Annotated in this window: 20 protein-coding genes and 1 other RNA gene; 12 read left to right on the top strand and 9 right to left on the bottom strand. The window is 52.3% G+C overall.

What is annotated here, in order from left to right; all coding sequences use genetic code 11:
- Positions 1-248: 248 nt before the first annotated feature.
- Positions 249-1,844, top strand: coding sequence for a phosphoenolpyruvate carboxykinase (locus DG177_RS03550; protein WP_108810238.1), 1,596 nt, complete (start codon positions 249-251; stop codon positions 1,842-1,844).
- 14 nt (positions 1,845-1,858) lie between these two features.
- Here the strand turns inward: DG177_RS03550 and DG177_RS03545 are convergent, their stop codons facing one another.
- Entirely contained in the window at positions 1,859-2,611 is a 753-nt protein-coding gene (locus tag DG177_RS03545; RefSeq protein WP_108810237.1) for a hypothetical protein, read from the bottom strand.
- 172 nt (positions 2,612-2,783) lie between these two features.
- Between DG177_RS03545 and DG177_RS03540 the strand changes: the two genes are divergently transcribed.
- A complete protein-coding gene (locus tag DG177_RS03540; RefSeq protein ID WP_108810236.1) occupies positions 2,784-2,996 on the top strand; it encodes a hypothetical protein in 213 nt (70 codons plus the stop codon).
- Between the two features lie 4 nt (positions 2,997-3,000).
- Here the strand turns inward: DG177_RS03540 and DG177_RS03535 are convergent, their stop codons facing one another.
- Positions 3,001-3,657 carry an alpha/beta fold hydrolase gene (locus tag DG177_RS03535; RefSeq protein ID WP_108810235.1) on the bottom strand — a complete coding sequence of 219 codons (657 nt, stop codon included), beginning with the start codon at positions 3,655-3,657 and terminating at the stop codon, positions 3,001-3,003.
- 146 nt (positions 3,658-3,803) lie between these two features.
- Between DG177_RS03535 and DG177_RS03530 the strand changes: the two genes are divergently transcribed.
- The 10 genes from DG177_RS03530 (at position 3,804) to DG177_RS17640 (ending at position 13,341) form a co-directional block, all read left to right on the top strand.
- Positions 3,804-4,877, top strand: coding sequence for an aminotransferase class V-fold PLP-dependent enzyme (locus DG177_RS03530; RefSeq protein WP_108810234.1), 1,074 nt, complete (start codon positions 3,804-3,806; stop codon positions 4,875-4,877).
- 4 nt (positions 4,878-4,881) lie between these two features.
- Positions 4,882-5,997 (top strand): aminotransferase class V-fold PLP-dependent enzyme, encoded by a 1,116-nt coding sequence (locus tag DG177_RS03525; RefSeq protein WP_108810233.1) that lies wholly within the window; start codon positions 4,882-4,884, stop codon positions 5,995-5,997.
- A complete protein-coding gene (locus DG177_RS03520) occupies positions 5,994-6,335 on the top strand; it encodes a 2Fe-2S iron-sulfur cluster-binding protein (RefSeq protein ID WP_337658478.1) in 342 nt (113 codons plus the stop codon). Before DG177_RS03525 ends, DG177_RS03520 begins: the two co-directional genes overlap by 4 nt.
- A gap of 2 nt (positions 6,336-6,337) precedes the next feature.
- Positions 6,338-7,255 carry a class A beta-lactamase gene (gene bla, locus DG177_RS03515; RefSeq protein ID WP_108810232.1) on the top strand — a complete coding sequence of 306 codons (918 nt, stop codon included), beginning with the start codon at positions 6,338-6,340 and terminating at the stop codon, positions 7,253-7,255.
- 54 nt (positions 7,256-7,309) lie between these two features.
- Positions 7,310-7,404, top strand: an RNA gene (ffs, locus tag DG177_RS03510) — signal recognition particle sRNA small type.
- Positions 7,405-7,481: 77 nt separating this feature from the next.
- Complete coding sequence (locus DG177_RS03505) at positions 7,482-9,281, top strand: DNA polymerase III subunit gamma/tau (RefSeq protein WP_108810231.1); 1,800 nt, start codon at positions 7,482-7,484, stop codon at positions 9,279-9,281.
- The gene (locus DG177_RS03500) at positions 9,278-9,613 is read left to right on the top strand and encodes a YbaB/EbfC family nucleoid-associated protein (protein ID WP_108810230.1); all 336 of its coding nucleotides are present in this window, start codon (positions 9,278-9,280) and stop codon (positions 9,611-9,613) included. The genes DG177_RS03505 and DG177_RS03500 overlap by 4 nt, the downstream gene beginning before the upstream one ends.
- Positions 9,614-9,722: 109 nt before the next feature.
- Positions 9,723-12,158 carry an endopeptidase La gene (lon, locus tag DG177_RS03495; RefSeq protein WP_108810229.1) on the top strand — a complete coding sequence of 812 codons (2,436 nt, stop codon included), beginning with the start codon at positions 9,723-9,725 and terminating at the stop codon, positions 12,156-12,158.
- A gap of 240 nt (positions 12,159-12,398) precedes the next feature.
- Complete coding sequence (locus DG177_RS03490; protein ID WP_108810228.1) at positions 12,399-12,674, top strand: HU family DNA-binding protein; 276 nt, start codon at positions 12,399-12,401, stop codon at positions 12,672-12,674.
- Positions 12,675-12,900: 226 nt separating this feature from the next.
- Positions 12,901-13,341 (top strand): hypothetical protein, encoded by a 441-nt coding sequence (locus DG177_RS17640; RefSeq protein WP_337658477.1) that lies wholly within the window; start codon positions 12,901-12,903, stop codon positions 13,339-13,341.
- Between the two features lie 526 nt (positions 13,342-13,867).
- Here the strand turns inward: DG177_RS17640 and DG177_RS03480 are convergent.
- The 7 genes from DG177_RS03480 to DG177_RS03450 all read right to left on the bottom strand — a co-directional run bounded on the left by DG177_RS03480 (position 13,868) and on the right by DG177_RS03450 (position 24,008).
- On the bottom strand, positions 13,868-15,268 hold the full coding sequence (locus tag DG177_RS03480) for an efflux transporter outer membrane subunit (protein ID WP_108810226.1): 1,401 nt from the start codon (positions 15,266-15,268) through the stop codon (positions 13,868-13,870).
- The gene (locus DG177_RS03475) at positions 15,265-18,378 is read right to left on the bottom strand and encodes an efflux RND transporter permease subunit (protein ID WP_108810225.1); all 3,114 of its coding nucleotides are present in this window, start codon (positions 18,376-18,378) and stop codon (positions 15,265-15,267) included. Before DG177_RS03475 ends, DG177_RS03480 begins: the two co-directional genes overlap by 4 nt.
- A 17-nt stretch (positions 18,379-18,395) precedes the next feature.
- Positions 18,396-19,421 carry an efflux RND transporter periplasmic adaptor subunit gene (locus DG177_RS03470; protein ID WP_337658476.1) on the bottom strand — a complete coding sequence of 342 codons (1,026 nt, stop codon included), beginning with the start codon at positions 19,419-19,421 and terminating at the stop codon, positions 18,396-18,398.
- 120 nt (positions 19,422-19,541) lie between these two features.
- Entirely contained in the window at positions 19,542-20,369 is an 828-nt protein-coding gene (locus DG177_RS03465) for an SDR family NAD(P)-dependent oxidoreductase (RefSeq protein ID WP_108810223.1), read from the bottom strand.
- 11 nt (positions 20,370-20,380) lie between these two features.
- Positions 20,381-21,955 (bottom strand): N,N-dimethylformamidase beta subunit family domain-containing protein, encoded by a 1,575-nt coding sequence (locus DG177_RS03460; RefSeq protein WP_108810222.1) that lies wholly within the window; start codon positions 21,953-21,955, stop codon positions 20,381-20,383.
- Entirely contained in the window at positions 21,955-22,644 is a 690-nt protein-coding gene (locus DG177_RS03455; protein WP_108810221.1) for a hypothetical protein, read from the bottom strand. Before DG177_RS03455 ends, DG177_RS03460 begins: the two co-directional genes overlap by 1 nt.
- A 35-nt stretch (positions 22,645-22,679) precedes the next feature.
- Positions 22,680-24,008 (bottom strand): FAD-dependent oxidoreductase, encoded by a 1,329-nt coding sequence (locus tag DG177_RS03450; protein WP_108810220.1) that lies wholly within the window; start codon positions 24,006-24,008, stop codon positions 22,680-22,682.
- Positions 24,009-24,012 lie beyond the last annotated feature (4 nt).

The following is a 24,012-nucleotide window of genomic DNA, read 5'->3' as shown; positions in this document are numbered from 1 at the left end:
TGATTGCCATTTGCAAAAAAACATTCGTCTTCGACCTAATTCAAGCGACGCCCCTGCACAAGACGCATGTGTCTGTGCGGCGGACTTCTGTAAATGACCATCGTTGTCATTTATCCCATATCGAAACAGACCGAATTTCAAGGCAATCTGTGAATTTGACCGACTCGTTACGGTACGATAAGCGCCAGCACAAACCTGCCGAATCCGGCAAACATCCATTCCTAATTTCAAGCCTTAGGGGAATAATCGTGCCACAAGTTTCGTCCGTAACGTTAAATGATCAGGGCTTTGCCACCGCGGCAGAGCAACATTGGAATTTGGGCGCGCCCGCATTAGTTGAAGCTGCCGTGTCCCGGGGCGAAGGGCATCTGGCCAAAGACGGACCCTTGGTGGTCGAGACCGGCAAGCACACCGGCCGTTCGGCTAATGACAAATTCATCGTCCGTGATGGCGAGACGGAAGACAGCGTATGGTGGGGTAAAACCAATGTCGGAATGACGCCCGACCATTTTGCCGCGCTGAAGGAAGATTTCCTGAAAGCCCTTGGTGAGAAAGAAACTGTGTTTGTGCAGGATCTTTTCGGTGGTTCGCAGCCAGAGCACCGCGTTAATGTTCGGGTGATCAATGAACTGGCCTGGCACAATCTGTTCATCCGTACGATGCTGGTTCGGCCATCCAGCGACGAACTGGCCGGTTTTGCGCCAGAATATACGATTATCGACTTGCCGAGCTTCAAGGCTGATCCAGAGCGTCATGGTACGCGCAGTGAAACGGTTATCGCGGTGAACCTGACCGAGAAGCTCATCCTGATCGGCGGAACCGCTTATGCAGGTGAGATGAAGAAATCTGTGTTTGGATTGCTGAACTATCTGCTGCCGCTGGATTCTGTCATGCCGATGCACTGTTCGTCCAATATGGGACCGGAAGGCGATACCGCGATTTTCTTTGGTCTGTCCGGTACCGGCAAAACGACATTGTCCGCCGATGCCAGCCGTACCTTGATCGGTGATGACGAACATGGCTGGTCCGATACAGCGGTATTCAACTTCGAGGGCGGCTGTTACGCCAAGATGATCCGCTTGTCAGAAGAGGCAGAGCCCGAAATTTATGCAACTACCCGGCGTTTCGGTACGGTGCTGGAAAATGTTGTCATGGACCCGGAAACTCGGGAACTGGATTTTGACGACAATAGCAAAGCGGAAAATACCCGCGGTGCATATCCGATCGACTATATCCCCAATACATCTGAGAAGAATATGGGGCCGGTTCCCAAGAATATCATCATGCTGACGGCCGATGCTTTCGGTATTTTGCCGCCAATTTCTCGCCTGACGCCAGAACAAGCCATGTATCACTTCCTCTCCGGCTATACCGCGAAGGTAGCCGGTACGGAAATCGGTGTTACCGAGCCGGAAGCGACATTCTCAACCTGTTTCGGTGCGCCGTTCATGCCGCGTCATCCTTCGGTCTACGGCAACCTGCTGAAAGAACGGATCGCCAAAGGCGGCGTGCGTTGTTGGTTAGTCAATACCGGTTGGACTGGCGGCAAATATGGCGAAGGCAATCGTATGCCGATCAAGGCAACCCGGGCTCTATTGAATGCCGCCCTGGATGGAAGTCTGAATGACGGTGAATTCCGCAGCGACGACAATTTCGGCTTTGACGTGCCGGTATCGGTACCTGGCGTCGACAGCGGTATTCTTGATCCGCGTTCGACATGGTCAGACACAGCCGCCTATGACGAAACGGCTCAGAAGCTGGTGAAGCTGTTTATCGATAATTTCGAACAGTTTGCTGAGCATGTCGACCAGAATGTGCGGGAAGCGGCACCAACGGCGGCCTGAACCGCAATTTGCGGCTATTGCAATTGTCGTGGATCCTCCGCGACAATTGCAATGTCGACAATCTGTCCATCGTCGCTCGGCGTGAACGATAGCCTTTCACCGGCCACCAATCCGTCGGTTTCGACTGGCTGTTCAATTTTGCCATCAATGGCAATATCATGCGCAAGGCGCACCAAGCGTCTGACCACTTCGTTCGACGCAAGGTCTGCGGGGGCGCTCAGCCGTATTTCCTGATCGGAAAAATAGGACAGGCCGGATGTCTGGAAAATATGGTCGCGCGTTTTCGAAATGGCGATTTGAGCCAATACCGGAAATGGGCCACCCGCCGCATAATGATCTGTGGCTCCGGCAAAATATTCAAACCCGATATTCAATCCTGCGGGCCGCCAAATCACACTGCTGGCATCAACAGATTGACCGACATGTCGCGCCAGTTGCAACAAGGCCCGATTGACGGTCTCATCATGCTTGGCAGAGCCTATATGTTCGCCCAACGCGATTGCGACCCCGGACAAGACTGTGTCAGGTGATTTGCAGAATATATGATCGCAATCGGTTATGGCGATGGTCTGCGCTACTTCATCGGCGCTCTGGAGAAGGATGGTGAATGTCATGCCGGCGATTATTGCAGCCCATCCGTCGAGATCCTGATGTCTGAACCGGGAAAGGCTAATGATTTGCGATGCCTCTTCCGACAATTTAAGGTCGGTCAGCCGGAACGACGGCGGTAGGTCAGCCAAGATCAACAGGGGGGAATCGCTTTGCACCGCTCGTTCTTATCTGTTTTCCGGCAAAATTGATATGTTCTTTTTATGTTCTACTGTAGCTTCCGTTTCCATTCGCCAGGGGACTGGTCGCGACGGCGATCAGCCAATCACTGTAATCGCAACTTGATATCGGTGCATTATGACGGCAATATTTGGGCGAAGGAGTTGATCATTGGCTGACTGGATATTGTCTGTTTTGATGCTCGCTGGCGCAGGGCTGCTGGCTGGCGGAGTCTATCTCATCCGCACAGGCAGAAACAAGAAGCAGGGCGTGCTCATGCTGATTGCCGCCGCTGTTATGTTTGCCAATGTCGCTATTTGGACCGTGCCCACACCGAATGCTCCGACGGGTGGCGGAAATGCGATTCCGGACAATCCCGGTTGAAGACTTATTTGATCGGCGAATCCGGGGCGAGGCGCATGTCGAGATAATTATCGACTGACCCCATCAGCAGCTCCATTTCATTTTCGTAGAAATGGTTGGCGCGCGGAATTTCATCATGATGGATCGTGATATGTTTCTGGGTCCGCAGCTTGTCGACAAGTTTCTGAACCGCCACCGGTGTCACGACTTCGTCATTCACGCCCTGAATGATGATCCCGGAAGACGGGCAGGGGGCGAGGAAGTTGAAATCATACATATTGGCCGGCGGGGATACCGAGATAAATCCGCGCACTTCTGGCCGGCGCATCAAAAGCTGCATGCCGATCCAGGCGCCAAAGCTATAGCCGGCAATCCAGGTGGTCTGCGCTTCGGGATGGATGCTCTGTACCCAGTCCAGCGCTGAGGCCGCATCGGAAAGTTCGCCGATGCCATTGTCAAACGTGCCTTGTGACCGGCCTACGCCGCGAAAATTGAACCGCAGGGTTGCAAAGCCGCGACGCACGAATGTCTTGTACATCGCTTGGGTGATGCGATCATTCATGGTGCCGCCCGCTTGCGGGTGCGGGTGCAGGATCATCGCAACCGGCGCGCGGTCACGTGGCCCGGGGCTAAAACGGCCTTCCAGGCGTCCTTCGGGTCCGGTAAAAATTACGTCAGGCATGGCTTTTTCAATTCTATGGTCAAGATTTAAATTTGAATGGCGTCAAAAGGCAGATTAGCTTTTGCGCTGATTGAAGCGTCTATATAGAGAGAGTGAAATAATCCGCAACTCAATCCCGCAATTGTCAAAGGGTTTAGCCTAGCAAAATGTCTGAACAGAAACGTATCTATCTGGACTATGCCGCGACCACGCCGATGCTGGATGTCGCGCAAAAGGCCTGCCTGGAAGGGTTTGCGCATTGGGCAAACCCGTCATCACCCCATGCAGATGGGCGTGCTGCCGGAGCGATGCTCGAAAATGCGCGCAAGCGATTCAAGGCGGCCTTGGACTGGGATGGTGAGGTTATATTCACCAGCGGCGCGAGCGAAGCGATCGCCATTGCGCTGAAACAGAGCAAGCCCGTCCGGCAACTGGTTTCCCCGATCGAGCATGATGTGGTCCTGCGTTTTGCCGAAGGGGCAGGCAGCATACCGGTTGACCTCAACGGCCTGGTTGTACCGATGCGGCTCAACCACATGCTGAAAGGCGAGAAAGAGCAGGCGTTGGTCGCCATACAGTCGGTCAATAACGAAACCGGTGTGATGCAGGACATGGAGGCACTGGCCAAGGTAACCCGGGATCGCGGTGCGATCCTGCTGGCGGACTGTTCGCAATCTGCTGGAAAAATGCCGCTTCCTGATGCTGACATGATCATCATTGCGGGTCATAAATTTGGCGGCCCTCCCGGCGTCGGAGCGCTGCTTATCAAAGATCTGAACCTGCTGCATGCCCATGGCGGGCAAGAGCAGGGATATCGTTCTGGCACCCAGAACCTGCCTTATATCATGGCGATGGTTGCGGCCTTGGAGGCCCCCGCCAACTGGGCAGGCAGGGCGACAGAATTGCGCGCGCATCTCGACAATGCAATCAAGACAGAGGGCGGCGCTATCATGGCCGAAAATGCACCGCGTATCGCAACGATTGGCAGCTATCATATGCCCGGTGTCGCTGCGAATACGCAGTTGATCAAATTTGATATGGCCGGTTTTTCAGTATCAGCGGGCAGTGCCTGTTCCTCGGGCACGTTGAAGCCCAGCCACGTTCTTGAGGCCATGGGTATTGAAGAAGCAACGGCGCGGGAGGTGATACGGGTGAGCATCGGTCGCGATACCACACGCGCGCATGTCTATGACTTTATCGAGCAATGGAAATCCATTTTTAGCGCAGCGCACAAGGTCTGATCCGATGGCCAACGACCCAATTTATCTCGACAATCAGGCCACCACGCCGCTCGCACCGGAAGTCTTTGACACCATGGTTCCTTGGCTGCGTGACAATTTCGGTAATCCGCACAGCGCGCATTTACTGGGCCGCAAAGCTGCCGCTGCTGTTGAAGTCGCGCGGGATCAGGTGTCAGGCCTATTGCCGGACGGAGGAAAGCTATTTTTCGCTGGCAGCGCAACAGAGGCGATCAATCTGGGTTTCGGGGCCGTCCATGCTCAGAAAGCCGCTGGACGCAACAAGATTATCGTCCTCGACAGCGAACATGCCGCCGTCCGCGATACCGCTTCATCTTTCGCGGAGCATGGCTTCACGATCGAAAGGCATCCGGTAGGTCCTGACGGCCTTGTGTCTTTGGAACAGTTGAGCGATGCAATTGATGACAAAACCGCACTTGTTGCGGCGATGCTGGTCAACAACGAAATTGGTGTAATTCAGCCGGTCGAAGCGATTGCCGGGCTGGCTCATGACAAGGGGGCTCTGATGCTGTGCGATGTCGTGCAGGGTTATGGCAGGGTGATTATTCCGGATAGTATCGATTTGGCGGCGATATCGGCTCACAAGATATATGGCCCCAAGGGCATTGGCGCCTTATGGGTGCGTGAGGGGATTGATCTGCCGCCAATGATCCATGGCGGCGGACAGGAAAAAGGGATCCGCTCGGGGACATTGTCGCCGGCCTTGTGCGCTGGTTTCGGGCGCGCTGCAGCGCTGTGTTTGGAAAGAAGCGATGACGATGCAGCCCATATTCAGGCTTTGGCCGATAAAGCGCGAAGCTGTTTTGCAAACTGGATATTCAACGGCGCAATGGATCAACGCTATCTGGGTAATCTCAATATCCGCCGTGACGGCGTTGATGTGGCCCGCTTAATGTCGGATGTCCGCGGTGTAGCCTTTTCTGCGGGCTCGGCCTGCGCCAGTGGATCTGGTCGACCGAGCCATGTGCTGGCAGCATTGGGACTGGAGTCAGCGCAGATCAAATCCTCGATTCGTCTGGGTTTCGGTCGTTATAACAGCTTAGAAGATATTGAAATCGCATCACAATATATCAATGAAGCGGCGGAGGCACAGTTTGCATGAGCGACATTATGGTGAACTTTGTAAGCGCTGATGGTGAACAGACCATGGTTGCAAAAGCGACCGAGGGGGATGATCTGTTGAAGGTTGCGCAAATCCATGACCAGCCTCTCGAAGGTACGTGCGAAGGGCAAATGGCCTGTTCGACTTGCCATGTGATCGTCGATGCTGCGGATTTCGAAAAATTGCCCGAAGCGACGGAAATGGAAGAAGATATGCTGGATCTCGCTGCTGGTGCGCGCCGGACAAGCCGTCTGGCCTGTCAGATTACACTGACACCCGATCTCGATGGCTTGACCGTGCACATTCCGGCGGAGAGCCGAAATATGCAGGGAGTCTAGAGGTGATCGACCGCAGGACTTTCATGCTTTCATCCGGTCTGCTGGTCAGTGGTTGTATGGTGTCGCCGAACAGCAATGGCGAAACGCGGTCAAAGTCCGCAATGGTCGATCCGCCGCAGCTGGCGGCCATTGAGCAGCGCATTGGTGGACGGCTTGGCGTTGCGCTGATGGATGGTAACGGTTCCTTGATCATGATGCATCGCGGGAGCGAACGTTTTGCCATGTGTTCAACCTTTAAGGCGCCCTTGGCCTCGGTCCTCTTTGCGGCTCACGAAGCCGGTACCGTCGACATGTTCGAAGAATTTAATCTGAAACCGTCCGACGGCGTGCCCTATATGCCGTTTGTCGAGAAAAAACTGTCAGAAAAAGTACCTGTATCTCTGCACGAGCTTGCTGGCGCAGCGGTAATGACAAGCGACAATGCAGCGGCAAATTTGATTTTGAAGGCCACAGGCGGGCCAGAAGCCTTTACCAAATTTGTGCGGGCGAACGGTGACAAGATCACGCGTCTGGACCGTATCGAACCTGAATTGAACGAAAACGCACCGGGTGATCCGCGCGATACCACCAGCCCGGAGGCCATGGCCGGACTAATGCAGAAACTCCTCATAGAGGGGGCTCCGCTTGATATCGACAAGCTGACACTGCAAAAATGGATGAAGGAGAGCAAAACCGGTGCATCACGGATCAGGGCCGGTCTGCCGAAGGGATGGCCCGTCGGGAATAAGACAGGAACGGCTCCGGGAGGGATCGCCAGCAACGATATGGCGATAATCTGGCCCTCTACTGCGGAATATGCCACTAAACCAGTGATTCTTACGGTCTATACAGATCGCCCGACGGCATCGGCACAAGCAGTCGAAGCCGCCATGGCGGATGTCGCGCGAGTGGTGATTCGCTTGATTGCGCTTCCGGATTAGGCCTTCCGCGTAACACCACACTTGAATTCTGTGCGACTCCTCGCCATATGCGCAGCGGGAGTCGGGTGGACGTAGTGTTCGCCAACCCGGTCAGATCCGGAAGGAAGCAGCCGTAACGATTTTTCTACGGGTCGCCCGGCTCCTACTCACAAAATTTACACAGGCTTTTATAGCCAATCGCTGTTTAAGCTTCGACAAGCTGGCGGCTTGCGCCTAAACTCTCCAGATGTCCGATTCACCCGACATATTTGCCGCTGGCGGCGTAGAAGCGCCTGTTGATCCTGCGCCTGCTGCTGCGCAGCCTTATCGCGTGCTGGCACGCAAATATCGACCATCGAGCTTCGCTGAGCTGATTGGTCAGGATGCGATGGTTCAGACGCTGGGCAATGCGATCAAACGCGATCGCCTGGCGCACGCGTTTCTGATGACTGGCGTACGCGGAGTCGGTAAAACATCGACAGCGCGGCTGATTGCCAAGGCGCTGAATTGCGTCGGTGAAGACGGGCAGGGCGGTCCAACCATAGATCCTTGCGGTAAATGTGAGCCATGCCGGTCGATTGCCGAGGGCAGTTTCATCGACGTTATCGAAATGGATGCGGCAAGCCATACCGGAGTCGATGATGTCCGTGAGATTATCGAAGCTGTGCGCTATTCCTCGGTTTCCGCGCGTTACAAGATATACATAATCGACGAAGTCCACATGCTGTCGAAAAATGCTTTCAATGCGCTATTGAAGACGCTGGAAGAGCCGCCAGCACATGTGAAGTTCATTTTCGCGACGACAGAAGTCAACAAAGTGCCGATTACGGTACTGTCACGGTGCCAGCGCTTTGACCTGAAACGAATAAAGGCTGAGCAACTATCTGCCCATTTTGCCCATATCGTCGAAAAAGAGGGCGTGCAGGCAGAGCAGGAAGCACTTGATCTCATCGCGCAGGCTGCCGAAGGCTCCGTCCGGGATGGCTTATCGATTCTCGACCAGGCGATTGCCCATGCCGATATGGAAGGCGGCGGTGACGTCAAGGCGGCGCAAATCCGCGAGATGCTGGGGCTTTCTGATCGTGGTGCTGTGCGGCGCTTGTTCGGATTGCTTCTGGAAGCTGATTCCGGGGCATTGCTTGATGCGATTGACGAGCAATATCGAGTGGGTGTTGAGCCCTTGTCATTGATGAACGGGCTCTTGTCGCTCTGCCACCAGGTGACATTATACAAGGTTGGTCGGGCCAATGATCCCACCTTGTCGGATGAGGCCAAAGCCCAGCTCGGACAATGGGCTGAGAAATTATCATACCCTGTTCTCCATCGGTTATGGCAGCTTCTTCTCAAAGGTTATGAAGAGGTGCAGCAGGCACATATGCCGCGCGAAGCGTGCGATATGGCATTGCTGCGGGTGCTATGCGCGGCCGATATGCCGGATCCCGGTGAGTTGGCGAAGATGTTGTCGCAAGGCACTGTTCCGGCGACTCCAACGCCCGTGGAAGCCGCGCCGGTGCCTATAGCTGCACCTGTTCACGAAGCACCACCCGCGCCAGTCGCGGAAACACCGGTTCAAAACATTGAGCCGGAACGCGTCGCACCACAAATACCGGTGCAGGTTGAAGCTGAGCAGGATGGAACTCAGAGCGACCTACCTGAGGACTTTGAGGGTGTTATTACTATCATCGGCGCGATCTCGCCGGTATTGGAAAGCATATTAATAGCTGATATGCGTATCATCAGTTTTTCTGCGCCCGTCATCGAATATCAATCCGCACGGCCAATTGCAGCGTCTGACCTTAAGAAAATTACCGACGCCCTGAAAGATGCAACTGGCACAGTCTGGACGATTAAAGAGGGGCAGGGCAAGGCGAAGCCTAGCATTTCCGAACAAGCACAGCTTGATCAGGATGCCGCTACGCAGGCTATATTGGATACACCGCTGGTAAAAGCTGCCTTCGAAGCTTTCCCCGATGCGGAGTTACTGGAAAATAATACAGATCAGGCCCAAGCTGAATCCCGGCCTGAATCAAGGAGCTCACAAGCATGAAATCAATGGAAGAAATGATCAAAGCGGCGCAAGAAGCGGCGCAAACCGTGCAAACTCAGATGGAGGAAGCCCAGTCCAAGCTCGACAGTATCGAGGTGGAGGGAAAATCCGGTGGTGGTCTGGTGTCGGTCAAAGCGACTGCAAAGGGCCGTATATTGGGTGTCAGCATCGACGAAAGTTTGATGAAGGCCGAAGAGAAAGGCATTTTGGAAGACCTGGTCGCCGCGGCCTTTAATGATGCGCGTGACAAAGCTGATGCGGTGAGTAACGAAGAAATGGGCAAAATGACCGGAGGCATGGGCCTGCCGGCGGGCTTCAAGCTTCCCTTTTAGCGGTATTGCCGCTTTCCTTGCACTATGGCTTTATAGTGGTTGAAGTCATCTTAGAGCGCCCCATATAGGCTCATAAGCGCAGAAATTAGCGCTATAGTTTGGAGTATTAATGTCACAATCCGAGTCCTCATCCGCTGCTAGCCCTCAAGCAAAAGCACTGCCTTTGTTGCCGTTGCGCGATATTGTGGTGTTCCCGAATATGATCGTGCCGCTTTTCGTGGGTCGCGACAAATCGGTTGTGGCTTTGGAAAAGGCCATGGACAGCGACAAGGAAATCTTCCTGGTCGCACAGCTTGATCCAGCCGAGGATGATCCCGGACGCGATCAGCTCTATGATCTTGGTGTGGTTGCGACGGTATTGCAGCTGCTGAAATTGCCTGATGGGACGGTCCGAGTGCTGGTTGAAGGAAAACAGCGCGCGAAGCATGTTTCGCTGGATGAGCAAAGTGACGGTTTTGTGCTGGCCAATGTCGATCTGGTCGCGGAGCAAGAGGTAGAAGGGCCTGAGGCGACTGCTTTGATGCGTTCTGTGGTTGAGCAATTTGAGAATTATTCGAAGCTCAACAAGAAAATGCCTGCGGAAACCGTGGTACAGCTTGGCGAGATTGATGAAGCCTCGCGTCTGGCCGATGCCGTCGCTGCGAATATCAACGTCAAAGTAGCGGACAAGCAAAGCTTGTTGATCGAAAGTGATCCGGTCAAGCGTCTCGAAATGGCTTTCGCGTTCATGGAAGGTGAGCTTGGGGTTCTTCAGGTCGAGAAGAAGATTCGTGGCCGAGTTAAGCGCCAGATGGAGAAAACCCAGCGCGAATATTATCTCAATGAGCAAATGAAAGCCATTCAGCGCGAACTGGGCGATGGCGAGGACGGCGAAGGCGATGAAATGTCGGCGCTGGGCAAGAAAATTGAGGAGATGAAACTCTCCAAGGAAGCCAAAGCCAAGGCAAAGGCGGAATATAAGAAGCTTAAGGGCATGCAGCCTATGTCGGCCGAGTCGACAGTTGTCCGCAACTATCTTGATGTGTTGCTGGGACTGCCATGGGGCAAAAAGTCGCGGCTGAAGAAAGATATCAAGCAGGCCGAGAAAATCCTCGACGATGATCATTTCGCTTTGGAAAAGGTGAAAGAGCGGATCGTGGAATATCTCGCTGTGCAGGCGCGGACAAACAAGCTGAAAGGCCCGATCTTGTGTCTTGTTGGCCCTCCGGGTGTCGGTAAGACTTCATTGGGTCGCTCGATCGCACGGGCAACCGGCCGCGAATTTGTCCGCCAATCTCTGGGCGGTGTGCGTGATGAGGCAGAAATCCGCGGTCATCGCCGCACCTATATCGGTTCGTTGCCGGGTAAAATTGTCTCGAACCTGAAAAAGGCCGGGACATCCAATCCGCTATTCCTGCTCGACGAGATTGACAAGCTTGGCCAGGATTTCCGAGGCGATCCGGCATCGGCGCTGCTCGAAGTGCTGGATCCGGAGCAGAATGACAAGTTCCAGGACCATTATCTGGAAATAGACATAGATCTGTCCGACATCATGTTCGTGACGACAGCCAATTCGTTGAACCTGCCGCAACCCTTGCTGGACCGGATGGAGATCATCCGCCTTGAGGGATATACCGAAGACGAGAAGGTCGAGATAGCGAAGCGCCACCTGATCGAAAAGCAGGTCGATGCGCATGGTCTCAAAAAGGGCGAATTCGCGCTGCATGATGATGCTCTGCGTGATTTGATTCGCTATTATACCCGCGAAGCTGGCGTTCGGACGCTGGAACGCGAGATTGCAAAGCTCGCCCGCAAGGCGCTGCGCCGTATACTTGAAGGTGAGTATAAGAGTGTCGAGATTACGCCTGACACGCTCTCTGAATATGCCGGTGTACGCAAATATCGTCACGGCGTTGGTGAAGAAGAAAATCAGATCGGTGCTGTTACAGGCCTCGCCTGGACCGAGGTCGGCGGCGAATTGCTGACAATCGAGTCGGTCACGGTATCTGGCAAAGGGCAGATCAAGACGACCGGTAAGCTGGGTGAAGTGATGACTGAGTCGGTTCAGGCCGCCTTGTCATTCGTTAAAGCCCGCGCGCCGACATATGGGATCAAGCCTAGTGTATTTGGCCGAAAAGACATTCATATCCACTTGCCGGAAGGCGCGGTGCCGAAGGATGGTCCCTCAGCCGGTGTCGGAATCGTAACCGCAATTGTCTCCACACTTACCGGCACTCCGGTGCGCCGTGATGTTGCCATGACGGGTGAAGTGACTCTGCGCGGACGGGTCTTGCCGATCGGCGGTCTGAAGGAAAAACTGCTGGCCGCTCTGCGTGGTGGTATCAAAACGGTGCTGATTCCAGCGGAGAATGAGAAAGATCTGGTTGAAATTCCGGATAATATTACCTCCGAGTTGAAAATCATTCCGGTCAAACATGCCGATGAAGTTCTGGCTCTGGCCCTGGCTGAAAAGGTCGAGCCAATCGAGTGGAGCGATGCAGATGAACTGGCTAGCCATGCAACCGCTCCGGTTTCTGACGATGCCGGGTCTACAGCCCGGCATTAACCGCAGGCGAGCGCGAGTCGTTATGGGTAATTTCTGCGCCTGAATGCATCGCCTGCACATTGAGAATGGCCGAAAAAGACCAAAACTGTCTCAATTTTCACCATTTGACATAAATATTACATCTTTGACCCAAAATTTGGCTGTTTTCCTTTGACTCAAGGGGCACACTTGTTGTTACTGACCCCAGACAAAGTTGCGATTCAATCAAGAGTTGCTTTTAGAGAAGGGGGGATACCCATTATGAATAAACAGGATCTTATCAGTAGCGTTGCAGACCACAGTGGTCTGAGCAAAAGCGATGCCGGCAAAGCCGTGGACGCAGTTTTCGATTCTATCACAGGTTCGCTGAAGAGCGGCGGTGAAGTCCGTCTCGTAGGTTTTGGAACATTTTCTACTTCAAAGCGTAAAGCTTCAACTGGCCGTAACCCACGTACGGGTGAGCCAATGCAGATTCCTGCATCAACACAAGCAAAATTCAAAGCCGGCAAGGGCTTGAAGGACGCCGTTAACAAGTAAATAAATTGGGGAGTGCCTGGGCGCTCCCCATTTTTTTCGCGCTTTGTTTGAAAATTCAGGCGGGTTCCTTTGGGACCCGCCTTTTTTCATGGGATCGAGGATTTTCGGGCTTGGGGTTTAGCTGGCGCTAAGGGCGACACTTCTTCGCTGCAAGAGTGAAGGCTATGAAGGGCTTTCCTGAGGTTCTTAATGTCCGCTTTGGGCGCAAAAGCGGACATTGATTGCAATGCCAAGTTTTGCACCTTATTCTGGTTTAATGACGACTAAAGAAGAAAAAGCTCGGAGAATGGAGATCAGGAAGAAAACCGGCTCCCGTGTGATACGGCCACCACTGCCCAGAGAGAAGGGCGGCGGCAAGTTGGAAGCTCATGCTTGCTTCAAATGTCGTGTCAGCTTCAAAGTTGAGTTGAGAGAGGGCATGGCACCATGCCCAAACTGCCGTGCTCCGCTAGCTTCTATGGGGCGATCTTTTAAAGCACCAAAAAAGTCAAATACGCTCCAGTGGAAAAAAGTAGAAAAACTCTGGTTAGCGGGCATCCGTTTCCCGACAATTTGGGGTGGAGTTTATCGTCCTAAAAGGTGGCAAGACGCTGACGCGTATATTCGCTTAGTTCAACTTTATCGAGCACAATTGCACCGACATCAGAGAAATCAAGAAGCTAGCTAACGTCTGATAAGAGCGCAAAAATGGACGTTGAAACTCATTTGATTCCTTGTGGGATCGCAGGTATCCGAGACTTCTTCTCAGTTTAATTGCGGGCCATGGAAAAATACACAGTCACATTTAAAAACGAGATCATCAGCAAAGAGCAAATCTTTGAAGGTATCACTGATGTTGTAAAGCTTGGTTTTTCTGGGATTAGCAATTGGGATGCTTTTGATGAACTAATTTTTGAAAATTTGGAATACAGAGACATTCAAATAGTAGTTAACCACCAGTCAGCGTTACGACTGCCAGCCAGAGACTTGGAAATTTACTTCGATCTAAGGTCCGAGTTATCACTGAAATTTGGCGACAAAATCCAGTTTAACTTCAGTCATTGATACGTATTTCCAATGTCCGCTTTCGGGATAAAGCTGTCAGAACGCTTGTGTCCGCTTTGGGCGCAAAAGCGGACGTTGGAAATAGATAGCATCGACCGCAATTCGGTGCTTTCATTTTAACCGAACCACAAAAAATGTGTTGCGTCCTATTACTCTTCAGTTGGTTGCCAATCACCACCCAATGCCAAATTCAATGCCATCCATTGATCAATTCTCTGCCTTTTGACCGAGACGAGATCGCGCTGCGCGGCGAAGAGCCTTTGCTGAATATTTAGCACGTCAATGAGGTCTGTTTCACCTTCCTTATATTGCAGTTCTGTCAACCGATATGCTGTTGTCGATTTATCGGCAGCATCTTGCAGGATTTGCTGCCTTTTCCGCAACACTTGTGTCTGATCAAGACCGTTTTCTACTTCTTGCAAGGCATTCAGGGCGGCGCTCGCATAGCTGGATATAGCGACCCGCTGGTTGGCGTCTGCCTCGTCGACCGCAGCGTCGCGCAGGCCGCCGTCGAAAATGGGTTGCAACACATTACCAATAATCGACCAAATCAGGTTGGGGCCGTTCAATATGTCCGTCAAATCGTTTGAAGCTCCACCCAGATTGCCGGTAAGGGTTACCAGCGGTAAGCGTGCTGCTTTGGATTGATCCAGGCTGGCAAAAGCAGCAGCCACACGCCGTTCTGCTGCAATAATATCAGGACGTCGCTCCAACAGATTTGATGGAATACCCGCTGCGGGCGTATCGGGAGTTATCGGCAATCCCGTCTTCAACTCTATCTGATCGCCTGGATAGCGACCAAGCAAAACTTCCAACGAACGACGTGCAAGGCGAGCGCCGCCTCTGGCATTCTCCAAACTATCACTGGCTGATGCCAGATCGGAGGCCGCAATGGCGGTGTCTTGTGAAGAGGCGAACCCCTCCCGGTAGCGCACTCTCACAATTCGATCGATTTCTGCCAGTGCAGCAACGGTTTCTTCTGCCACGCCGATTTGCAGCTGCGCTTCCAGACAGGCAAAATAGGATGCGGCAACGGCTTGAGCGAGCGCGTATTGAGCAAATCGAAAATCTGCCTCGACGGCCTGTGTACTGGCATAAGCTGCCTGGCTACCAGAACGCACTCGGCCCCATAGGTCAGCTTCCCACTGCGCCTGTAAAGTAAGGGTATATTGACTGACATCTGGTATCGGGCCTTTGAAACGCCCCGTTCGGTCTGCATTGAAATTGGCATCGACAGAGGGAAATAAGGCGGAACGCGCCTGACGCGCTAAAGCACGCGATGCTTCCACATTGGCTGCTGCTGCCTGAATATCACGATTGTTGATTTGTGCCTCGCGTACCAGTTCAGATAGCAAGGGGTCCACTATGCGATCAATCCAGCCAATCTGCACTTCGCCCGGAGTTGCGCCATCAACCAACCACTGGTCAGGCAAGCTCGGCAGACTGGCCTGTGCCGCCTGCTGGATATCCGCATCGGTGCTAAGCGAAGCACAGGCTGATAAGGCCACTAACGATACGGAGAGAGCAACCATTCTCATTGGTTTTTTCATGCCAAGGCCTCCTCGCCGCTTACATCATCATCCGGTGTATCTGGCGCTGGTTTGGGTGTGGCGCTCTCATCATCCGCGATATCAAACAGAGCAGCGTAGATTACGGGAATGAGAATGAGAGTCAGAATTGTCGCGAAGCTGAGGCCAAAGACCAGGACCACTGCCATGGATTTGAAAAAGGCATCAAAAAACAGTGGTATAACTCCTAGTACCGTTGTGCCCGATCCCAGTAATACTGGTCTAACTCGGCTGGCAGCACTGTCGATGATGGCATCAAATCTGGGTTTTCCATCGCTGATTTCCAGATCAATTTGATCGACCAGTACAATAGCGTTTTTGATCAATAGGCCAGCGAGCGACAAGACTCCCAATATGGCCATAAATTCAAACGGTACGCCCATCACAATCAGGCCAAAGACAACTCCAACAAGCGCTAGCGGTACAACTGACCAGATGATTAGTGGCTGCTTTAGTGCGTTGAAAAGGAGGACTACAACCAAGACCATGGCACCGAACCCGAATGGGATCGCCCCCATAAGTTGTGCATTGGCCTCTTCACTACTGCCAGATTCACCGTCCCATTTGAGCGAGTAACCCGGCGGCAATGGAATGGCTTCTACCTTAGGCTGCACTCGCGCTTGTAGATCTCCAGCCAAGGTGCCGGGTATCGGGTCTGCCTGCGCCTTAATTGACCAAACCTTATCTGTCCGGCGTAAGCGGCTATCCCTCCACACGGTATTTACCCCGTCTGTAATCTGCTCGATTGGCAGTGATTCACCAGAAGCACTCAATACCTGAATGCCGTTTATGTCGGAGATATCCTGCCTTTCTTTTTCTGGAGCGCGGGACATGATCGGGATCAAATCATCATTTTCTCGATAGACACCGACCTGCTGCCCGGAATAATTCCGAGCAAGCGCGTTACCCATATCAGTACGACTAACGCCAGCGCGACGTCCTTTCACTTCAGAATAGACCGGCTCGATCATCGGCACCTGTTGGCGCCAATTGTCTTTTATAGAGAGAGCTTCGCCGTCTTCGGCATATATATTTTTAGTCTTCGTTGCGAGTTCGCGCAAAACTTTTGGGTCAGGTCCGGAAAATGTGGCTTCAATCTTAGAGCCGCCGCCGGGTCCGAGGACAAATCGCCAAACTTTCCCCTGTGCCTGCGTATGGTTCTTGTCGATATAATTCTGCACGTTCGGGATTAAAGTATCCAGACGATCATAGTCGTCTACTTTGACCAACAATTGACCATATGCGCTGTTGCTGGATTCAAATTGATAAGTCAGCATATAGCGCAATGTGCCGCGGCCAACCAAGGTATGGACGTTATCCACTCCCTCCTGCTTCGAGACATACTTCTCAAGTTTGCGCATGTCTTCATTGGTCTTGCTAATATCGGTTCCTTCGGGAAGCCAGTAATCCACGACCACTTGCGGAGTGGTAGATGCCGGGAAGAAGCCCGGCGTCACAAGGGTAAAGCCAAGAACCGAAACAATGAAAAGACCCACAGCACCGCCAATTGTGAGGATCTTTTTACCGATTAACGTTCCAATTAAATCTTTGAACCGGTGCATCAAGGCACCGTCTTTTTCGGCCTCACCATCATCCTGCGTAACCTTCATATTCTTGAACAAAAGGCTACACAAAAATGGCGTCAATGTGATCGCAAATATCCAGCTAAACAGCAGAGAAATGAGGATCACCCAGAACAGGTCGCCGGTGAATTCAGCCGTATCGCCCGGCGCCAGCCCAATCGGTGCGAACGCAAGGATACCAACTAATGTACCGCCAAAAAGCGGCCATATGGATTGCCGGACAATGTTACTAGCTGTGTCGATCAACTTCCGCCCCCGTTGAATACCAACCAGAATGCCGTCAGTAACAACGATTGCGTTATCTACCAGCATGCCCAGAGCAATGATCAGAGCACCCAACGAAATGCGGTGCATGGGTATGTTGATAATATACATGATGCCCAGAGTGGCAGATATCGTGAGCAACAATCCGATCCCGATGACCAAACCTGAGCGTGGACCCATAAAAATGAAAAGAGCGCCAATCACGATAATGAGCGCGATCACCACATTAATTACAAAATCGAAGACCGATTGGTCCACAATCTCGGCTTGATTGTAGAATTTATGAAGCTCCATACCAGCCGGTCGTTGTTTCTTGATTTCGTCGAGCTTTGCCGAAATATCCTGACCGATTTGGACAACGTTGGAGCCTGACACAGCAGAGACACCCAGCGCCAATGCAGGCTCGCCGCTATAGTACATCATGAAATCCGCTGGATCTCTGTATCCGCGCGTAACTTGGGCAATATCGCCTAGCTGCACTACGTTACCATCGGCAGAAGAAACCAGCAGGTTCTTTATCGCTTCAACTGAATCAATATCGCCTGTTGGAGAGATGATCAGCCGGCTATTATCAATTTTGACCGACCCCCCTGCAACAACAGTGTTTTGCGTGGAGAGTTGGTTGAAAATTGCATTGACCGTGTTTCCAAGGGAAGCTGCGTTTTGACGAGGAATTTCGACATAAATAACTTCGTCTTGTTCACCCGCAATATTGATTTTGCCAACGCCCTGAACGGACAGAAGGTCTTGACGCAATTGCTTGGCATAACTGCGCAATTCGGCCATCGAATATCCATTGCCGGTCAAAACATAGTATATTCCAAACACGTCGCCAAAGTCATCAAACACCTGCGAAGGGCCGGCACCCGGCGGCAAGTCTCCCGCCGCATCGGCAATCTTGTTCCGCAATTTGGTCCAGATTATTTGAAGATCTTCCTTGGTTGGTGAAGCTTCAAATTTGATTTCAACCGAGAGCTCGGAAAGCCCAGCCGACGAAATCGATGTGACCTTTTTGACCTCAGCCATATCCTGCAGAGCTTCTTCTAGCGGTGCAGAAACTTCGCGGGCAACATCCTCTGGAGTGCCGCCCGGATAGGATGTGAACACCTGTGCTACGCGGATTGTGAATTCAGGATCTTCATAGCGAGGCATATTCTGATACGCTATCCAGCCTGCAAAAAGCGAAAGCAGGATCACAATCCACATGATCAGACGGTTTTTTATACTGTAGGCAGCAATATCCATGGGTCAGTCCAACTCTCTTATGGCTTCCAAGGACGGACTTGTTCGCCCGCACTCAAATAGGTGCCACCCGCAGCGACAATGGTTTCGCCAACCTTCAATCCCGAGGTTGCAATCATGGTTTTACCAACACCATCAGCTAGCTTGACTTCCCGTCGATATATTTTGCGTTCAACTGGTTTGACCACCCAGACATATTTTTTACCTGCCTCTGTCATGATCGCAGAAAGCGGTACCGAGACACCGGGCGTTGCAGTGTCGTTTTTATCTGTCAGTTCGGTATCGAAAAACAGAGTGGCAGTCATACCACCTAACACCACCAGGTCATTGGGGGGAGCGAACCTGAAACGTCCTTCAAATGTCTGAGTGGATTGGTCAGCTTGTCCCGTTGCCTCAGTGAAAGTTGCCGGAAATCTGCGACCTGGAGCGGCATCTAGCTCAACGAACGTGTTGAAAAATCGAACCTTGTTGGAATTGAGGACAAAGCTGCCGGGTACATTGACAATTGCTTCGACGGAGCTGCTTTGCAGCGTCACAATAGGAGATTGAGGTTGTACATTTTGAAACTGTTCGACAAATGTCTTGCCGATATAGCCAGTAAATGGTGCCCTTAAGACGGTATCTCCAAGATTCTTGCGAGCATTATCCAATTCTGCCTGCGCCACAAGACGTTGAGCTAACCGACTTTCAACTACACTGCGCGAGATTGCATCCTCTTTGATAAGTCGCAGCGCCCGTTGATACTCGCTATCGGCATTTCGGAACTGGGCCTCAGCCTGAGCGACCGCGTTGCGAAAACTTCGCGCATCAAGGGCTGCCAGAACCTCACCTTTTCGAACATCCTGTCCACCAATAGCATTCCATTTGGTGATTTGACCGCCCACTTGGAAGGCCAAATCGGTTGCTCTCACCGACCTTACCACTGCAGGCAGGCTGTCGCTCTCTTGTGTCGATGCCTGAGTAATTTTTAACAGTTTTGCTGGTCGAGGCTCGGCTGCTGTTTCCTTTTGCTCTGCGAGACCACAAGCTGACAATAAAAGCACCATAGACACAGTCAAAAAACTTGATTTGCAACCTAACATCATTGATTTCCCATTGCGATTTCATACGACCGTTGGATCGGCGATAGCGCCCTTTTATTTCCATCTACGAAGGTAAGTGCCATCCTACTTTCCTTCCAAAGCCGCTTCTGTTTGCGCTTTTGTAAAACTTCGCTGCATGATTTTCCGCATCGCCAAATTGGGCAGCATACGTCGCAGCAACTTTTGCGCCTTTAGCGATCCAGTCATCACTTCGTGCACCGGACCAGAAACAGGAGAGGTCAGAATTCTCTCTACCCTGTCCGCCACATCTTTCGGCTGAACGAGTTTCTTCTGTCGTTCGACATATTCTTCCAGTGCCTCGGAATCGCCCTTCAGCATAGCTGTTTGGACAAATGGGACGGCTATTGTCGTTACCTTAATTTCATCTTCTCCCCACTCAACATCCAGGGCCTCGCTTAGATGCTCGACGAATATTTTTGTTGCGCTGTAGGTAGATAGGCCGGGTATTCCGTAGGTAGTTGAGGCCGATGACATATTTATGACATGCTTTATTCCTGGTTGATCTTGAAGATGGGGTTTTGCGAGATAGCAGCCGTTGATCACACCCAGAACATTAACACTTACTGTCTGATTGTGTTTTTCCAACGCCAGGTCAGAAAATTCACCATCATTTAACACGCCGGCATTGTTGAAAATGGCATTTATCCCTCCGGATTTGCCGATGATATGTTCCAGAGCCCGGCCAAAGGATTCTTGGCATGATACATCTGCAACTGCTGTGGCAATCCGACCGGTTGGAAAATGTTTCTTGGCTTGTTCCAGATTTTCTTCGTTGAGATCGATCAGACCAACAAACCAGCCACTTGCAGACAGTTTGCGGGCGGTCGCAAGGCCGATGCCAGCAGCCCCTCCGGTAATGACAATAGATTTTTTTATCTGACTATTTGACATGGCTATCCCGCTTACGAGGTTGCGTCCGTTTTCGACTGCAATCCAAAGCGTGTGAACACATTTTTAGTGATCTGCTCTACAAAGCTGTTCTGCGCCGCCAGTCCATGCACCCATTCGGTGGTTCCTGCGTTGAACACTTCACCCTTGCCACATTTGAAACTAGCCATGACCGCATGACCGCGCATCAGCCTGGCACGTGTCTGCGGCGTGTCTTCTCCAAACGTGACCCGCGTTAGAATTTCCCGATCTTCCAGAGGGATTACCTTGGGGAAAGGACTGCGATCTGATTCAGCCAGTGTGGCTGGCGCCATGGCAATAATTTCGAGATTTTCCGGAACACCAAGACCGCCAGCAGGTTTCGGCAAACCGTCCTCGCCAAATTGTATCGGGCAACCATCATTCTCATAGCCGATCAAGGGCACGTCGCCGCCGACTATATCGCCATAATATAGATCAGTATCGTCGAGTGCCCAATGCGTATCGTTGTAGATAGTATAGGCCGCGCTGCCTCTGGAAGCGCACATTGCGATGCGGTGATAGCCGCCATAGAGGAAGGATAACCCAAGGAAGCGGGCTTCCGGTGCCTCGAAAGCCGGATGAGACCATAAGTGGGTCGCATCTTTGCGGGTCGATGGATTAGCCCACAGCGGGTCATTTTCTTCACCAGCCCATTTATGCGCGACCATCGTCTGGCCATCATCTTCCCAACGGATTTTCCAATAACAGGTATTGCCGGAAAAGCTGACGAAATTGCCGCCTTGTTCGATGAAATGCTCGATTCCAAAGCGCTGGTTGACCGACCAATATTCACTATGCCCAACGACCATAGCGGTTTCATATCCGGCCAGCACAGTGGCGTTGGTCTCGAAATCATGATCGGTCAGATAATCAATCGCGTAGCCATGCTTCTCGGCCCATTGGACAAAGACGTGCTCCCACTTTTTCAGGAAACAGGCGGAACCGTCATAGGGAGTAGGTTGGTGCTTCATCGCCCATTCCATGTTCCCGGGGATTGGCATTTCACCAACATTGCGCGGTTCATAGTTGATAAGGCGGGGAGGATCGCCCGGAGGTGCAAATAGACCCTGGGGATAGGGGCGCATGCGCGATAGTCGGCCAATGGCACCGTCACGGGATTCATCGGGCGTGACCTTGCCCTCCATCAACCCAATCACGTCGGCATAGGCATTGCGCCCGCCCCAATAATTATAGGCAGCATAGGTATTGGTGGATAGAATGATCGCGGCTTTCGCCTTGGGGGCATCACTGCCTTTGCGCAAACAGATGAAATGCTGGCTTTGTGCACCATCTGGTCCAGTGAGTGTCAGATCATAATAGCCGGTCTCCCAATCTTCTTCGATTTCGAAAGAGAATGCCGCCGACCAGCCACAACCATTAGTGTCTGCGTCTTTTGGTATCTCGTGCTCGTCAATCTCAATTCCATCGAATTTTGCGACTTGCTGCACCTCTTTCCCGACGCGGCTTATGCTAAGGGTGCAGGGTGAATTGGGCGCGCTAGCGAATATTGCCACCGTTTCTCCCGGTGCGGCGCTTACCTTATCCGTGTAAAACCAAGGTTGCGACATCAGCTCCCTCCCTTTTTTTCGCCACGCAGCAATGCTACGCCGAGCCAAGCCGACCATAGCGGTGAAAGCACTACCACCAGGGCCAAAGCGGCGTCCGATATCTCCACCATTCCGGCATGCGATGTTATGAATTGAACAACCCAGATGGCGGACAGCGCGGCTGCACTGAGGCCCAGAGCTTTCAAGCCAATGGCAGAAAGCAGTTTTGCCAAGCCGCCTAGCCAAATGGCCACCAGGATTGCCTCCAGCAACCAATAGCCGCGCCAGTTGCCGCCGATTGAGGCTTCCCAAGCAGCGGCCGTTCCGGCTGACTGACCAGCATGTAGCGCTTCAAACGCACCTGCCATCTGAACGGCACCGAAAGAGCCCAATAGGCAATAAATTAGGCCGCATAGGAAAGCGATATCCGTCAGGTTTTCATCAATATGTCGCAGCGCTTTCCACGCATAGACGATGACCGGTATGAAAATCAGATAATAGCCCAGCACATCCGTCCACATTGCAGCATAGAATAGTCCAGCTTTGTCAGCCGCCAGGCCCATCATCTGATCCCCGCTTTGAAACATTGCCACTTCGCCATCGGATGCAGTCATAAACAGAAACTGGGTCAGGTAGGCGAACGGAAGTGAAACGATCGCAGCTAAAGCAGCAAGCTTTCGGCCGGGAATTTCTGGGTTGAGAGTTGCCATCTATAACTTTCCTTTTTTCAGATCCGAGCGTGCCCTCAGGCTGCGACTTTTGAACCGTCATCTTGAGTGAATTTTTCAATCGCGCGCTGCACGCTCCACAGCGCGCTTTCCATGTATCCGCCCGACATGTAATCGCCGCAGAACGACACACCTGCCCGATTGTCTACTGATTCCAGAAATGCGAGTGTGCGTTCATTATGGCCAACAGAGGATTGTGGAACCGCGTGTTTATGGCGCGTGACCGCATATCCTTCGATGTGATTATCAACATGCGGCAGGTATGACGCGATATCCCGGCGCGCGATTTGCGCGATTTCATCATCTGGTTTGTCCATCAATGGCTCTGACTGCGGACTGATGATCCATGCCTGCAAAGTGGCCCTACCGGATGGCGTATTTCCGGGGCTTTTTTGGTGCGTATCAACACAGAATGTGACCGTGCCTTTCTTGTCCCGGTTCTCAAACGGCAGGAAATAGGTCCAGACATCTTTTTCGAGGGAGCAGTCCAAGAAAAAGGATACGAGAATGGCAGGAGGCATCTCTATGGCGGAAAGATAGTCCTTTTCCTTTTGCCATTCGGAAGGGACAATTTTGGCCGCGTTTGGGGCGTGTGCTGCCACCACGATATGGTCGGCTTCGACAATGTCACCATTTTGCAGAACGAGGTCAGTTACTGCTCCGCCCTCCTGACGAAGACCTTTTACCGGGCTGTTATATTGAATGGTGGCGCGCTTCGCGAGCTCGGCATGCAGAGTGGCAGTACCGCCTTCCAGCGAGACATAATCGGTCAGCATGATGATTTTGAGCAAACGGTATATTTGCAGCATGTTGACCCGCATATCCTCAGGTTCGCTGAGCCCCCCGACCATGGTCAGCATCCGAACAATATGGTTTTGAACAAATGCTTCTGATGTTGAGTCCATGGCCAATTGCGCATCATAAGGTGCCTGCTTAGCCTCGGCTGCAAAGGTATGTGACCGGTTTTTGAGCAGCATCTTCGCCATGTAATAGGCGACTTTCAGATTGCCGGATATTCCGCCGGGATTGATCCAAGGTAATCGCGGGCTGAGCAGGTAGGATTCACCTAGATTTTTGCCGGTGAACATTCTGCTGCTGCCTGTGATTTTTTTTAATTTGGGAGAGAGCCCCAACTCATCAATAATCCGCAGACCATTGGTGTAGTTGGAATGAAAATATTGAGACCCGACATCGGCCCAATCATCCGTGCCAGGGCGGTTCAGCAATTTCCCCCGCCCGCCCGCACGGTCAGATGCTTCATATATTTCCACATCGTGACCGAGTTTTGAAAATTCATGGCTGGCGGCCAAACCAGCAATTCCGGCGCCTATAATCGCGACCTTCATGGCT

Source organism: Sphingorhabdus sp. Alg231-15 (assembly GCF_900149705.1).
GTDB lineage: Bacteria > Pseudomonadota > Alphaproteobacteria > Sphingomonadales > Sphingomonadaceae > Parasphingorhabdus.
Note: the sequence above shows the minus strand (reverse complement) of the source record. Positions and strands in the feature narration are given on the sequence as shown.

Coding starts and splice junctions, on each gene's coding strand:
- DG177_RS03535 (WP_108810235.1), bottom strand. CDS start 3,657: ATGCCTGACGTAATTTTTACCGGACCCGAAGGACGCCTGGAAGGCCGT.
- DG177_RS03530 (WP_108810234.1), top strand. CDS start 3,804: ATGTCTGAACAGAAACGTATCTATCTGGACTATGCCGCGACCACGCCG.
- DG177_RS03525 (WP_108810233.1), top strand. CDS start 4,882: ATGGCCAACGACCCAATTTATCTCGACAATCAGGCCACCACGCCGCTC.
- DG177_RS03520 (WP_337658478.1), top strand. CDS start 5,994: ATGAGCGACATTATGGTGAACTTTGTAAGCGCTGATGGTGAACAGACC.
- DG177_RS03505 (WP_108810231.1), top strand. CDS start 7,482: ATGTCCGATTCACCCGACATATTTGCCGCTGGCGGCGTAGAAGCGCCT.
- DG177_RS03500 (WP_108810230.1), top strand. CDS start 9,278: ATGAAATCAATGGAAGAAATGATCAAAGCGGCGCAAGAAGCGGCGCAA.
- lon (WP_108810229.1), top strand. CDS start 9,723: ATGTCACAATCCGAGTCCTCATCCGCTGCTAGCCCTCAAGCAAAAGCA.
- DG177_RS03490 (WP_108810228.1), top strand. CDS start 12,399: ATGAATAAACAGGATCTTATCAGTAGCGTTGCAGACCACAGTGGTCTG.
- DG177_RS17640 (WP_337658477.1), top strand. CDS start 12,901: ATGCCAAGTTTTGCACCTTATTCTGGTTTAATGACGACTAAAGAAGAA.
- DG177_RS03480 (WP_108810226.1), bottom strand. CDS start 15,268: ATGAAAAAACCAATGAGAATGGTTGCTCTCTCCGTATCGTTAGTGGCC.
- DG177_RS03475 (WP_108810225.1), bottom strand. CDS start 18,378: ATGGATATTGCTGCCTACAGTATAAAAAACCGTCTGATCATGTGGATT.
- DG177_RS03470 (WP_337658476.1), bottom strand. CDS start 19,421: ATGGTGCTTTTATTGTCAGCTTGTGGTCTCGCAGAGCAAAAGGAAACA.
- DG177_RS03465 (WP_108810223.1), bottom strand. CDS start 20,369: ATGTCAAATAGTCAGATAAAAAAATCTATTGTCATTACCGGAGGGGCT.
- DG177_RS03460 (WP_108810222.1), bottom strand. CDS start 21,955: ATGTCGCAACCTTGGTTTTACACGGATAAGGTAAGCGCCGCACCGGGA.
- DG177_RS03455 (WP_108810221.1), bottom strand. CDS start 22,644: ATGGCAACTCTCAACCCAGAAATTCCCGGCCGAAAGCTTGCTGCTTTA.
- DG177_RS03450 (WP_108810220.1), bottom strand. CDS start 24,008: ATGAAGGTCGCGATTATAGGCGCCGGAATTGCTGGTTTGGCCGCCAGC.